Source organism: Microbacterium sp. SL75, assembly GCF_026625865.1.
In the GTDB taxonomy this organism is placed as follows: domain Bacteria; phylum Actinomycetota; class Actinomycetes; order Actinomycetales; family Microbacteriaceae; genus Microbacterium.
This window is the reverse complement of the sequence record NZ_CP113067.1, coordinates 2860750-2873948: the sequence shown is the minus strand read 5'-3', so window position 1 is coordinate 2873948 and position 13199 is coordinate 2860750. Positions and strand designations below refer to the sequence as shown.

The 13199-nt window shown below is 68.3% G+C and carries 13 protein-coding genes and 1 tRNA gene; 9 read left to right on the top strand and 5 right to left on the bottom strand.

Annotated elements, in window-relative coordinates; translation table 11 throughout:
- Positions 1-3: 3 nt before the first annotated feature.
- Together leuD and leuC are read right to left on the bottom strand one after the other, a co-directional pair.
- Positions 4-600 (bottom strand): 3-isopropylmalate dehydratase small subunit, encoded by a 597-nt coding sequence (gene leuD, locus OVA17_RS13565; protein WP_210074607.1) that lies wholly within the window; start codon positions 598-600, stop codon positions 4-6.
- A gap of 1 nt (position 601) precedes the next feature.
- The gene (gene leuC, locus OVA17_RS13560) at positions 602-2083 is read right to left on the bottom strand and encodes a 3-isopropylmalate dehydratase large subunit (RefSeq protein ID WP_267787082.1); all 1482 of its coding nucleotides are present in this window, start codon (positions 2081-2083) and stop codon (positions 602-604) included.
- Positions 2084-2389: 306 nt separating this feature from the next.
- Here leuC and OVA17_RS13555 point away from each other — a divergent pair, with 306 nt between their 5' ends.
- Complete coding sequence (locus tag OVA17_RS13555; RefSeq protein ID WP_210074604.1) at positions 2390-3700, top strand: O-acetylhomoserine aminocarboxypropyltransferase/cysteine synthase family protein; 1311 nt, start codon at positions 2390-2392, stop codon at positions 3698-3700.
- Complete coding sequence (locus OVA17_RS13550; RefSeq protein ID WP_267787081.1) at positions 3697-5010, top strand: LLM class flavin-dependent oxidoreductase; 1314 nt, start codon at positions 3697-3699, stop codon at positions 5008-5010. Before OVA17_RS13555 ends, OVA17_RS13550 begins: the two co-directional genes overlap by 4 nt.
- A gap of 246 nt (positions 5011-5256) precedes the next feature.
- Here the strand turns inward: OVA17_RS13550 and OVA17_RS13545 are convergent, their stop codons facing one another.
- Positions 5257-6324 carry a TerC family protein gene (locus tag OVA17_RS13545; protein WP_267789403.1) on the bottom strand — a complete coding sequence of 356 codons (1068 nt, stop codon included), beginning with the start codon at positions 6322-6324 and terminating at the stop codon, positions 5257-5259.
- Between the two features lie 177 nt (positions 6325-6501).
- Here OVA17_RS13545 and OVA17_RS13540 point away from each other — a divergent pair, with 177 nt between their 5' ends.
- The 6 genes from OVA17_RS13540 (at position 6502) to OVA17_RS13515 (ending at position 10876) form a co-directional block, all read left to right on the top strand.
- A complete protein-coding gene (locus OVA17_RS13540; RefSeq protein ID WP_267787080.1) occupies positions 6502-7056 on the top strand; it encodes an RNA polymerase sigma factor in 555 nt (184 codons plus the stop codon).
- Positions 7053-8114: a DUF4349 domain-containing protein gene (locus OVA17_RS13535; protein ID WP_267787079.1), complete on the top strand. Its 1062-nt coding sequence runs from the start codon at positions 7053-7055 to the stop codon at positions 8112-8114. The genes OVA17_RS13540 and OVA17_RS13535 overlap by 4 nt, the downstream gene beginning before the upstream one ends.
- 277 nt (positions 8115-8391) lie before the next feature.
- Positions 8392-8715: a WXG100 family type VII secretion target gene (locus tag OVA17_RS13530; protein ID WP_141378450.1), complete on the top strand. Its 324-nt coding sequence runs from the start codon at positions 8392-8394 to the stop codon at positions 8713-8715.
- Positions 8712-8996: a WXG100 family type VII secretion target gene (locus OVA17_RS13525; protein ID WP_267787078.1), complete on the top strand. Its 285-nt coding sequence runs from the start codon at positions 8712-8714 to the stop codon at positions 8994-8996. Before OVA17_RS13530 ends, OVA17_RS13525 begins: the two co-directional genes overlap by 4 nt.
- A gap of 3 nt (positions 8997-8999) precedes the next feature.
- A complete protein-coding gene (locus OVA17_RS13520) occupies positions 9000-10406 on the top strand; it encodes a hypothetical protein (RefSeq protein WP_103208844.1) in 1407 nt (468 codons plus the stop codon).
- A complete protein-coding gene (locus tag OVA17_RS13515) occupies positions 10403-10876 on the top strand; it encodes a hypothetical protein (RefSeq protein ID WP_267787077.1) in 474 nt (157 codons plus the stop codon). The genes OVA17_RS13520 and OVA17_RS13515 overlap by 4 nt, the downstream gene beginning before the upstream one ends.
- A 982-nt stretch (positions 10877-11858) precedes the next feature.
- Here the strand turns inward: OVA17_RS13515 and OVA17_RS13510 are convergent.
- Positions 11859-11934, bottom strand: a tRNA-Glu gene (locus OVA17_RS13510).
- Between the two features lie 187 nt (positions 11935-12121).
- Here OVA17_RS13510 and OVA17_RS13505 point away from each other — a divergent pair.
- Positions 12122-12760, top strand: a complete 639-nt coding sequence (locus OVA17_RS13505) for an MBL fold metallo-hydrolase (protein WP_267787076.1) — start codon at positions 12122-12124, stop codon at positions 12758-12760.
- A 166-nt stretch (positions 12761-12926) separates the two neighbouring features.
- Here OVA17_RS13505 and OVA17_RS13500 read toward each other — a convergent pair whose 3' ends face one another.
- Complete coding sequence (locus OVA17_RS13500) at positions 12927-13196, bottom strand: HPr family phosphocarrier protein (RefSeq protein ID WP_055836516.1); 270 nt, start codon at positions 13194-13196, stop codon at positions 12927-12929.
- Positions 13197-13199: the final 3 nt, after the last annotated feature.

The window sequence follows — 13199 nt, the reverse complement described above, 5'->3', positions numbered from 1 at the left end:
GGCTCAGCGGACCGGGAGGGTCCGCGGCCGCCATGCCTCGCGGCGCGCCTCGAACTGCGTGATCTTGTCTTCGTCACGCAGCGTGAGCCCGATGTCGTCGAGCCCTTCGAGAAGCCGCCACCTAGTGTAATCGTCGATCTCGAACGAGACCTGGAGGTCGCCCACCGTGGCGGTCTTCGCGGTAAGGTCCACGGTCATCTCGATGCCCGGATTCGCCTCGATCACCGCCCAGATCTGCTCGACCTCGTCTTCGGTGATCACGCCCGTGACCAGGCCCTGCTTGCCCGAGTTCCCGCGGAAGATGTCGGCGAACTTGGGGCTGAGCACCACCTGGAAGCCGTAATCGCGCAGCGCCCACACGGCGTGCTCGCGACTCGAACCCGTCCCGAAGTCGGGGCCGGCGACGAGGACGGATGCCGAGCGGTAGGCGTCCTGGTTCAGGACGAAGTCCGGGTCCTGGCGCCAGTTGGCGAACAGGGCGTCGTCGAAGCCGGTCTTGGTGACGCGCTTGAGGAAGACGGCCGGGATGATCTGGTCGGTGTCGACCGCCGAGCGCTTCAGCGGAGCGGCGACACCGGTGTGCGTGGTGAACTTCTCCATGTCAGGCCTCCGCCCCGGTCGAAACGGTCTCGGTGCGGACGGGATCGAGGTCCGCGGGGCTGGACAGGGTTCCGCGCACGGCGGTCGCGGCCGCGACCAGCGGCGAGACGAGGTGGGTGCGCCCGCCCTTGCCCTGGCGGCCCTCGAAGTTGCGGTTGGAGGTCGACGCGCAGCGCTCCCCCGGAGCCAGCTGATCGGGGTTCATGCCCAGGCACATCGAGCACCCGGCGAAGCGCCACTCGGCACCGAAGTCGACGAAGACCTTGTCGAGGCCTTCTGCCTCGGCCTCGAGGCGCACGCGCGCCGATCCGGGAACGACCATGACGCGGACGTTCTCGGCCTTGGTGCGGCCCTGGATGACGGAGGCGAAGGCACGGAGGTCCTCGATACGGCTGTTCGTGCACGAGCCCATGAACACGGCATCCACGGGGATGTCCTTCATCGGCGTGCCGGCCTGAAGGTCCATGTACTCGAGGGCGCGCTCGGCGGCGGCACGCTCGTTGGGGTCGGCGATCTCGGACGGCGTCGGAACGACGTCCGACAGCGAGACGCCCTGGCCCGGGTTCGTGCCCCACGTGACGAAGGGCTCGAGCTCGTTCGCGTCGAGGAAGACCTCGGCGTCGTAGACGGCGCCCTCGTCGCTGGGCAGGGTGCGCCAGTAAGCGACCGCGTCGTCCCAGTCCCGGCCCTGCGGGGCGTGGGGCTTGTCCTTGACGTAGGCGAAGGTCGTCTCATCGGGGGCGATCATGCCGGCTCGTGCGCCGGCCTCGATCGACATGTTGCACATCGTCATGCGTCCCTCCATCGAGAGGGAGCGGATGGCGCTGCCGCGGAACTCGAGCACGTAGCCCTGCCCGCCGTTGGCGCCGATCTTGGCGATGATCGCGAGGATGATGTCTTTCGCGGTGACGCCGGGCTTGAGGTCGCCCTCGACGGTGATCGCCATCGTCTTGAACGGTTTCAGCGGCAGTGTCTGCGTGGCGAGCACGTGCTCGACCTCGCTCGTGCCGATGCCGAACGCCATCGCGCCGAACGCACCGTGGGTAGAGGTGTGCGAGTCGCCGCATACGACGGTGATGCCCGGCATGGTGAGCCCGAGCTGCGGGCCCACGACGTGGACAATGCCCTGCTCTTTGTCGCCGAGCGAGTGGATGCGCACGCCGAACTCCTCGGCGTTTCGGCGCAGGGTGTCGATCTGCGTGCGGCTGGTCAGGTCGGCGATCGGCTTGTCGATGTCGAGCGTCGGGGTGTTGTGGTCCTCGGTGGCGATCGTCAGATCGAGCCGCCGCACGGGGCGCCCCTCGGCGCGCAGACCGTCGAAGGCCTGGGGGCTGGTGACCTCGTGCACGAGGTGGAGGTCGATGTAGATCAGATCGGGCTGGCCGTTCTCGCCCTTGACCACGAGGTGGTCGTCCCAGACCTTCTCGGCCAGGGTGCGGGGGCGGTCCGGGATCCGGATGCCATCGATCGGGGTGCTGCTCATGTTTGCGTTTCTCCTCGGAAGGGGTGTGAGGCCCGCGACGAACTCCGCGACGAGAAAGGCCTAGGACAAGGTCTCGTCGCGGCCGCTAAGGAGGAGGCGAGCGATCCGCACCCGGTCACGATACCACCGGGCTCACCCGTGCCGGCCGCGCCACGGCGTCCGCGACGTGGGTGCCGCCCGTAACAGAGCGCCGCACATTTCGTCGCCGACGACTCCCCCGTGCGAGCCTGGGCCGATCCCGAACACCCCTCGGGAACGGGCCCGACCCGCGAGCCCGCCCCGCCCCCGCGAAACGGAGCGTGACCCATGGCCGCGAACGCCGACATCGGATTCTCGACGCGTCAGGTGCACGCGGGCTCGGCCACCGCCCACGCCTCGCCGCGGGCCACGCCGATCTACCTCACGGCGGGCTTCACCTTCGACAGTCTCGACGCCTCGGCCGAACACTTCGGCACCGGCACCGGCTTCGGTTACACGCGCACCGGCAACCCCACGATCCAGGCCGTCGAGGAGCGCCTCGCTTGCCTCGAGGGCGGCGACCAGGCCGTTCTCGTCTCGAGCGGGCAAGCGGCCGTCACCGTCGCCCTGCTGGCCCTGGCCGGGGCCGGCGACCACGTCGTCGTCTCGGAGCACATCTACGAGGGCACGCGCGGCCTGCTCCTCGACAACCTCGCGCGGCTCGGCATCGAGACCACCTTCGTGCCCACGGGCGATCTCGCCGCATGGCGGGATGCCATCACCCCCCGCACGCGCGCACTGTTCGCCGAGACGCTCTCGAACGCCCGCAACGACGTTCTCGACATCGCCGCCGTCTCGGCGATCGGGCGGGAGCGCGGCATCCCCCTCGTCGTCGACAGCACGTTCACCACGCCCTATCTCCTGCGTCCCCTCGAGCACGGCGCCGCCGTCGTCGTGCACTCGGCGAGCAAGTTCCTCGCGGGGCAGGGTGCGGTGCTCGGCGGGGTGATCGTCGACGACGGTCGCTTCGACGCCGCGGCATCCGGTCATCTCTTCCCCCATCTCGTGCAGACCGACCGCCTCGGCGGGGCGAGCTTCGCAGAGCGGCACGGCGCCCGCGCCCGCGGCGCCTACATCCGCGAGAGTGCCGCGCCGCGGTTCGGTCCCTCGCCGTCGCCGTTGAACGCCTTCCTCATCGGTCAGGGCATCGAGACGCTGAGCCTGCGCGTGGAACGTCAGTCGCAGAACGCCCTGGCCGTCGCCCGATGGCTCGAACAGCGCCCCGAGGTCGAGCGCGTCGACCACGTGGGTCTCGAGTCGCACCCGGACTTCGACCTCGGTCGGCGGTACCTCACGCGCGGCACCGGGTCGGTGTTCACCGTGACCCTGCGCGGCGGCCTCGAGGCAGCGCGCCACGTCGTGCAGTCGGTCGAGCTCATCACGCACATGACCCACCTCGGCGACGTCCGCTCGCTCGTGCTGCACCCGCAGAGCACCTCGCATTCGGCCCGGACGGTCGAGGAACGCCGGCGCGCGGGGGTGTCCCCCGGCACGATCAGGCTGTCGATCGGCATCGAAGACATCGACGACCTGCTCGCCGACCTCGAGCAGGCCCTCGTGGGCGTCCCCGTCGTCGAGCGCGAGACGGTCGTGCTGTGAGCCGTCTGCAGCACTTCGGCTGGTTCCTCGCGCGCGGTTTCGGTCCGCACGGATGGGGGCACCCCTACCTGCGCTGGAACCACCGCTGGAGTGAGCCGGGGCTCTATCAGGACTCGGCGCGGACGCTTGAGCAGGCCGGATTCGACCTGCTGATCATCGAGGACGCGCCCTCGCTCGGCAGCGCCGACACGATCGACCTGCGGGTGCGTCACGCCTTCGGCGGACCCAAGCACGACCCGCTGCTGCTCGCGCCGTACCTGTTCGCGGCGACGCAGCACCTGGGCGTGGTGCCGACGGTCAACCCGGCCGCCTACCTGCCGTACACCGCCGCCCGGCAGTTCGCGACGCTGCAGCACCTGAGCGGCCACCGTCTCGGCCTGAACGTCGTGACCGACACCGGTAGCGCGCGCCACTTCTCGACCGCGCCGCAGCTCGGGCACGACGCGGCCTACGACCGGGCCGAGGAGTGGCTCGACGGCATCCGGAAGCTCTGGGACAGCTGGGGCGAGGGCGCCCTCGTCGCCGACGAAGAGACGGGGATCTACGCCGACGGTACGAAGCTCGCGGCGGTGCAGCACCGGGGTGAGCACTTCGGCTTCGACGGGCCGCTGAACGCGGTGCCCTTCACCGACGGCGCGCCCGCGATCGTCTCCCCCGGCGGATCCGGTCGCGGCCTGTCGTTCGCGGGACACAACTCCGACGTGCAGTTGGCCCTCGCGCCTCTCGACGAGCAGAGCATCCGGGCCTATCGCGGACGCATCCACGCGGCAGCCGAGGCTGCGGGGCGCGCCGCGTCCGACATCAACATCCTCTTCGCGATCCAGCCCGTGCTCGTGTCTTCCCCGGAAGAAGCCGATCGCCTGGTCGCGGCATCCGCCAACCCCTCCGAGGACGCGCTGGTCGCCATCGCGCGCAAGCAGTCGAGCGATCTCGAGACCGATCTCACCGGCCTCGACCTCGACAAGCCTCTCGACCGGTCGATCTTCGGCGAGCACGTGTCGGAGGGCAGCATCAACCGCCTCGTCGGAAAGCACGACGCCGACACTCCGTTACGGACGCTTCTGGGCGCGCACGCGCGCGTGGGGCGCCTCCGCGACGGCTCGGGCTTCGTCGGCACGGCGGACGAGTTCGCCGACCGCATCGAGGAACTGGGCGAGTGGGGCAACGACGGCGTCCTTCTGTGGGGAGACCTGCACCCGGTCACCGTGCACCGCGTGCTCGACGACCTCGTGCCGATTCTCCGCCGACGCGGCATCCTCCGCGAGGAGTTCGTCGACGGCGGCCTGCAGGCGAACCTGCGCGCGTTCTAGGTCCCGGATGCCGGGGCCGGCGCAGACGGCTCGACGCCGGATCACCCCCATGTCCCAATCGTGGTTGTCTCGGGGCTGCTCGGGCAATCACTTCTGGGACACGCAGCGCATCCACCGGGACAGGGGCGGTGTCGCGCGGCGAGACGACGGCCATGTCCCACTTATGGTCGTCCGCAGGCCGCACAGGCAACCACTTCTGGGACACGCAGCGCATCCACCGGGACAAGCGGAGTGTGCGGCGACGCGTCAGTCGCCCTTCGGCTGATCGACCGTGCGCGGCGTCCCCTTCTCGTCGGCGACATCGGCCGCGGCATCCTGGGGGCCCTCGACGGACGCGGGCTCCCGGCGCGCGGCGATGAGGCTCGCCATCGTCGCGACCGCCATCGACAGCACGATCACGGCGAGCGACACCCACGTCGAGATCTCGGGAGCCCACTCGATCGGCTCGCCGCCGTTGATGAACGACAACTCGTTGACGTGCATCGCGTGCAGGATGAGCTTCACGCCGATGAAGGCGAGGATGAAGGCGATCCCGTAGTGCAGGAACTTCAAGCGGTCGAGCAGGTCGCCCAGCAGGAAGTACAGCTGACGCAGACCCATGAGCGCGAACAGGTTCGCCGTGAAGACGATGAACGGGCTCTGCGTGATGCCGAAGATCGCGGGAATCGAGTCGATCGCGAACAGCAGGTCGGTCACACCGATCGCGACGAACACGATGATCATCGGGGTGAAGAGCTTCTTCCCGCCGATTCGCGTGATGACCTTCTTGCCGTCGTACGCATCGCTCATCGGCAGCACCCGACGCAGTGTCCGCACGATGAGGTTCTCTTTCTGCGAATCGTCGTCGTGGTCGTCGCCCGGGAACGCCTGGCGGATCGCCGTGTAGACGAGGAACGCGCCAAAGAGGTAGAAGATCGGACTGAAATTCTCGATGATGGTCGCGCCGACCAGGATGAAAGCGCCGCGCAGGATGAGCGCGATGATGATGCCCACCATCAACACCTCCTGCTGATACCGGCGCGGCACCGCGAACTGCCCCATGATCAGCACGAACACGAAGAGGTTGTCGATCGACAGGCTGTACTCGGTCAGCCAGCCCGCGACGAACTGCCCGGCGACCTCTCCCCCGGCGACGATCCACAGCACACCCGCGAAGATCAACGCCAGCGTCACGTAGAACACGACCCAGAGCGTCGACTCCCTCGCCGCAGGGATGTGCGGGCGCTTGAGGATGATCAGCAGGTCGGCGACCAGGATCAGCACGAGCACGACGAGCGTGATCGTCTGGAAAAGGGGGTCGAGCTGCAGCTCCATCGCGGGGCCTTTCATCGGGGGAAACGCTCGAGTTTATCCGTCGGCCCCGTTCGCACAGGGGCTTGTGCACGTAGAGCTCATTGCGTGCGTACATCCGTGAGACGATCCGGCGCGCCCGGACACCCCTGAGTGAGAGAGTGCTTTCCCGGGGCTCACCCGGAGGGCGGAACGGATGCCATGACCCACGGAGTCATCGACGACAGGGCCCTCGTGGCGCGCGCCGCCGGCGGGTCGGAGGTCGCGTATCGCGAGCTGTACCGGGCATACGCGCGGCCGGTCTACTGGATCGCCCTCGGGCTCGTCGGCGAAGCCGCGGACGCGGAGGACGTCGTGCAGGAGACCTTCGTGGTCGCCTGGCGGAAGATCCCGTCGCTGCGGCTCGAGGGCGAGTCCCTGCTGCCCTGGCTCGCGACCGTCTGCCGTCTGCAGGCGCAGAACCGTCTGCGCGCTCGCCGCCGTCACAGCTCGCACGCCGCGCTGAGCGATGAGATCCCGTCAGCCGTCGACGTCGAAGCCCAGGTCGTGCAGGCGCACACGGTGTCGGCGATCCTCGCCGAGGTCGACCGCCTGAGCGACCTCGACCGCGAGATCTTCCGCCTGTGCGCCGCCGAGGGCTACGGATACGAAGCCGCCGCCGTCTCGCTGGGCGTCTCGCACGGCACCGTCCGCAACCGGCTCTCGCGCATCCGCTCCCGGGTGCGCGCCACAGCGATCGAGACGGAGACCCCATGACCGCGCACACTCTTCCCCCTCTCCCCGCCGATCGGATGGATGCCATCGAGGCCGCGGTCTTCGGAAGGATCGCCGACGAGCGCGAGCGTACGCGCCGCCGTCGTCGCGGGATCTGGACGGGCGCCGGGGCCGCGGCCGCCGTGGTCGCGGTCGCCGCGTTTGTGGGCCCCTCGCTGGCCGCCACCTCGGGGTCCAGCGGATCGAGCGCCATCGTCGGGGCCAGCGAGCAGCACTCGAGCGGAGCCGCCCAGAACCCACCCCTCGTACCGGTGGACCCGGGTCAGGGTGCCGGGGGGTCAGCCTCGTCTTCCGAGGCCGCTGCGGGTGATGCAGCGGCGCGCGACACGGCGACCCGAGACATCGTCGCCACCGCGTCGAGCACCGTCGAGGTGGACGACATCGCTGCGGCGATCGCCGCGATCGGCGCCTCCGCGACCGGGGCGGGTGGATACGTCGAGTCTTCGCAGCTGGGCGGCGCGATCGGCGCGGTGCCGTACGAGGGCGCGGTGACGGGCCCCACGGCATCCTCGGGATGGATCACCGTGCGCGTTCCGGCGGCCGCCCTCACGAGCACGATGGACGACCTGCGCCAGGTCGGAGAGGTCACCGCCACGACGGTCAGCCGCTCCGACGTGACCGAGCAGACGGTCGACCTGCGCGCTCGCGTCGCGGCCGGCGAGGCCTCGGTGGCGCGCTTGACGCAGCTGTTGGCGCAGGCCGGGTCGGTGTCGGACCTGATCACCGCCGAGTCCGCTCTCGCCGAGCGGCAGGCGCAGCTCGACTCCGACCGCCAGGTGTTGCAGTCGGTCGAGTCGCAGGTCGCGATGTCGTCTCTGAGCGTGCAATTCGTCGAGCGCTCCCCCGCCGTCGCCGCCGACCCCGCCGGCTTCGGCGACGGCCTCGGCGCCGGCTGGAACGGACTGGTGGCCACGCTGAACGGGATCGTGATCGGCCTCGGGTTCCTGCTGCCGTGGATCGCGGTGGCGGGCGTGGTCCTGGCGGTGGTGTGGGGGGTGCGCCTCCTGGTGCGGCGCCGCCGAGCCGAACGCGAAAGCTGAGCCGCGCCTCTTCCGCACCGGATTCGGATCGGAGCAACGGAATCGGATGCCGGGAGTCCTGGCATCCGAATCCGTTCGACGTATCCGAACCCGTCGCGGTGCGCATCCACCCCGAGAAGCTCGTGAACGCTTTTCTCCCGGTTCCGCGAGTGCCCGCAGGAGCCATTTGCGGTGACGGGTGCTCGCTCGGATCCCTTGCCGTACTGACCCGCATGTGAGGCGCACAGCGCCTCCCGGTTACCTTTCTGGGGCGACGGCACGTGTGTACCCTGGCCGCATGGAAATTCGGGCTGATTTTCAGGCGCTCGTTTCGGAGACGACGCGTCTCGATGAGGCTTCGGATGACCTATCCGCTCGAGTCCGGCAAGTGCGCGAGCGCGTCGAAGACCTCCTCGCCGTCGGGTGGACAGGGGATGCGGCCTCCGCGTTCCGGCCGCTCTTCGACGCGTGGTTCACAGCAGCAACGGGAAGTACGGAGGAACTCTCCCGCCTGACCGCCGCGTTGCGAGGCGCAACCGCTGATATTGCCGCTGCTGAGCAGGCCAGCCGCGATGCCGCCCGCACCCTGGGATCGAATCTGCCTGCGGGCGGTCAGCGATGAGGCACTCGGTCCATCTCGCGCAGCTTTCGGAGTTCGTCGAGGAGCTGACAAGCATCACCCGCAGCGTCACGCAGGCTCTCGAAGACGCGAACGCAGCCTCTCATCGCCTTCACGGGACGTGGGACGGTGAAGCGTCGGACGCCCACACGCTCGCCCACACCTCCTGGGCCGACGACTCTCGCGAGATGGCGGAGGCTCTGGCCGGGATGCGCCGACTGCTCGACGGCGCACGAGCGAACTACGACGCGGCGGTGGATGCCAACTCACGGATGTGGGGGTGACCAGTGCTCATCACCGTTGACCCCGACGCCTGGTACGCGGCGTCGACGAAGTTCGGCGCCAACGTCGCCCGGACGCTCAGCGACGCTGAATCTGCCCTCGGCGCTACCCTCGCTGACTCAGGACGCATCGCGGGCAATGACCCCTCGGGGGCAGCGTGGGCGCAGGCGTACGACCAGACCGCTCCCGCCGTCGCTCAGGCCATCAACGACGCGGTGGCCGCCGCGCTCACGGTGAGCGGGTTGCTCCGGCAGACGGGCTTGAATCACGCGTCCGCGGATGCGGACTCGAACGCGCTCGGCGCTATGCTCCAGGCGCCGATCGCCGTCGATGCACCGGCGTTCGGTGTCTGCGTCTCCGTTCCCAGCGTCGCGGGTGGCTCGCTCGGCCCACCAAACGGCTGGTTAGACATTCAGAAGTATGTAGCGGTCATTTGGCCGGACGGCGACCCTACGAAACTGCGCGCCCTCGCGCTCGCCTGGAGAGACTGCGCCACCACGCTCGAAAGCGCCTGGCCCTCGATATCGTCTGCCCTCACCGCGCTTGCGGATGAGGAGTCGCCGGAGGTGGATTCCGCCCGAGGTGTCTGCATCACGGTGGGCGATTCGCTGACCGACATCGCCGCGCAGGCACGAGCCATCGCGGACTCTGCCGAGACGCTTGCTCAGCACATCGACGATGCGCAGAACGAACTGCGCAAACAAGTCGCTCTCTTCCTCGCAGAGACCGCAGCCATCGAAGCAATCGCCCTAGCCGCTGGCGCGGCTACGGAAGGGGCGGGCCTGCTCGTTGGACACGGCGTCGCTGTCTTCAACGCCAGTAAGTACACGGTCCGGTTCGTCGAAATCGTCGTACGCCTAGCCGAAGGTGCGAGGGCCGCCGCCGCAGGTCTCGCCTGGCGCTCCCTCGACGCAACGAGCGACGGACTCCGGGCGATAGCCGCCCGGACGCCCTCCGTCGCAGCCACAGCCAGCGTCACCGGCGCAGCGGAGAAGCTGACCGCGCTGGCGGACAAACTCGCTAAGTCCCCTTGGCCCTTCGGCCCCTCCCCTCGGGGATTCGCCATTGAGGCTCGCCTGGGAGGCAACCTCCCGGCGTCCTTCCCCACCATCGACCGGTTCAACGACGCGACCGGCGTCGCGACGAGCATCAAGAGCATCGATCTAGCTTCGAAGACGTATCTCGTTCCGTCTCGTCTCCGCGGCACCCTGAGGGGGTACATCGATAGACTTGCTGAGTTCAAGGGTGCGACCTGGGGCGGTCGAGAAATCGACGATATCGCCATACAAGGTCGCGAGTTGCAGCTCGCGGTTCCCCGCACGGCGACGGCTGAGCAGCAGGCTGTTCTGAATAGCATGAAGGACTACGCACTAGAGAAGGGCGTACGCCTGACTGTGGAGGTCATTCGGTGAGTCAAACCTACGGAGTGGTCAACATCGACCTACGACCGGACGGCACTCTTCTCGTCCATGTGATGGCCCGCACGACGGAGGGTGCGATGATTCTGAGCGGTCTCCCAAAGGTCCTTACGGATGCCGATGACGACATTTCGCTTGGACAGACCGTCATGGCAGCGACCGACGAGGCCGCGTCCACCGTGCTGCCTGCCCGTGACCTACGACACAACCCGCCTGACGCTGAACTACTGGAGTGGTTGAAGCTCCCCTCCTACGCTGCATACGCGAAGGGGGTTCGAGAGGTAAAGGTGCACGGTTTCTATGAAGCTGGTGCACTGACGCACGTCCTGGTAACGCCCGCCCACAATGGCGGCGCACGAAGCGGCTTCACTCCGCTCACTGACCATCGGGTCAGGCTGGATAGCCCCACGGCGGCGCAGCTTGGGGCGGCTGTCCAGGAAGCTTTTGCTCTGGCCACTCTTTAGGGAAGAACGAGCGGGCGAGCGGAACGGATTGGTGACAACTGATCGCTCGTTCCGTCAGGTGCTGGCGGGGAGGACGCCGTCGCGGCCCGTCCCAATCCCAGGGGCTTGGCGAGGGCGTTTCGGTGGCCGCCCGTGGGCCTCAAAGCGGCGTCACCATCGAACAGATCGTGACCGATTTCGGGATCAGCGAAGCAATGCCGCAGAACTGGCTCCGCGGGCCGATATCGAGGAAGGCAACCGGCCCCGCCAAGCTGCTGTCGCGCGCCCTCTGAAAGCCTCCACTGCGTGAGCCGGGCGAGGCATGACGAACCCCTCGATATCGGTCCTGAGAACTCCGAGACGCCCCGAGTTCTCAGGCGGGGCACGCAGCCGGTTCGCCACGACACTTCAATTCCCACGAATCCCAGTCAGGCCACGTCTCTCTGTGCGGTCGCGATGACAATGTGCTCGAACAAGCTGTCCACTCGGCACACCGCGTAGGCGGCGCACCAGGGCTGGCGTTGGCTACAGCCAGCACTCCTTTCACCGCTGGGTGATACGGCAGAGCTGCCTTGATATTGACATTCGCGGCGGTTAGCTCGGCGCGTAGGCCGATGACACGGCGACCGTGATGGCATCAGGCCACACAGCGACGAGCAGACTCATCAGCTTCTCTCGCATGAGACGAGCGTCCGTCGGTATAAGGGCGCTCCCGCTGAACGGGATCGTCGTCGGCCTCGGGTTCCTGCTGCCGTGGATCGCGGTGGCGGGCGTGGTCCTGGCGGTGGTGTGGGGGGGTGCGCCCCCTGGTGCGGTGCCGCCGAGCCGCACGCGAAAGCTGAGCCGCGCTTACTCCGCACCGGATTCGGATCGAAGCAACAGAATCGGATGCCGGGAGTCCTGGCATCCGATGGTGGTGCACGTCTCCGATTCTGTTGCGAAGTCCGGGCATCCCCTGCCAACACGAAAATGCCCCGACCATGCGGTCGAGGCATTTTCGTGTTGGTGACCCCAGCGGGATTCGAACCCGCGTTACCGCCGTGAGAGGGCGGCGTACTAGGCCGCTATACGATGGGGCCGCGTCGTCAACCATTCAAGTATGCATGACAGTTGACGCCCACGCAAAATCGAGGCCGAGCCACCGACTTCTCGGGCGTGTCCGGCCACGGTACCGCGAGATGGCCTCTCACGGAAGAGCCGTTAGACGCTGTTCACCCCCCGCGCCAGCGCTTGCCCCGCTCCGGCGTGCAGGAGTTGACTCGTCTCATGCGCCTCACGAAGCACGAACACGCCGCCCTCGTCCTCGCCGAATCCGGTCACTCGCTCGTGATCGACCCGGGCAGCTTCACCTCGCCCCTCGAAGACCTGACGAACCTCGACGGCATCGTCATCACCCACGAACACGCCGACCACTGGACGCCGGATCACCTCACGCGCCTGCAGAAGGCCCACCCCGGCGTGCCGATCTACGGACCCGAAGGGGTGCGCGACGCCGCGGCCGGTTTCGACGTCACCGTGGTCCACCCGGGCGACACCCTCGACCTCGGGCCCTTCCACCTGGAGTTCTTCGGCGGGAAGCACGAGGTCATCCACTCCTCGATCCCCGTGGTCGACAACGTCGGCGTCCTCGTCAACGACGCGGTGTACTACCCGGGCGACTCGTTCGCGGTCCCCAAGCACAAGAAGGTTCAGCTGCTCGCCGCCCCCGTCGGCGCCCCGTGGCTCAAGGTCGGCGACGCCATCGACTACGTGCTCGCGGTCAAGCCGGAGCGCGTCTTCGCCACCCACGACATGACCCTCTCGGTCGCCGGCAAGCAGATGGGTGACGCACGCCTCACCTGGGCCGTCGAGCAGAACGGCGGCTCGTTCGTCGACCTCAAGCCGGGCGACTCCGTCGAGGTCTGACGGCCGCGTGCCGAACTCCTGAGAAGTTCGCGGGAGTTCGTCCCGAACCTTCGAAGATCAGCGTCCGTCGTCGACTTCTCGGGAGTTTCGTACGCCTCGATCCCGCAGAAACGCCGGATGCCACGAGCCCTGGGCCCGTGGCATCCGGCGTTCTGCGAGGAAGCGCTTACTGCGCGTCGAGATCGGTCTCCAGAAGGGCGACGAGCTCGTCGAGCGCCTGCTCGGCGCCGTCGCCCTCGGCCTTCAGCGTCACAACGGTGCCGTGACCGGCACCGAGGCCCATGAGCGAGAGGATGCTGCCGGCGTTGAGGTCGGCACCGCCCTCGGCGGCGATCGTGACGGGGATCTTCTTCTCCTGCACGGCCTGCACGAAGAGCTTCGCGGGGCGTGCGTGGAGGCCCGAGGCGCTCGCGATGGTGGCCTGACGTTCTGCCATGGT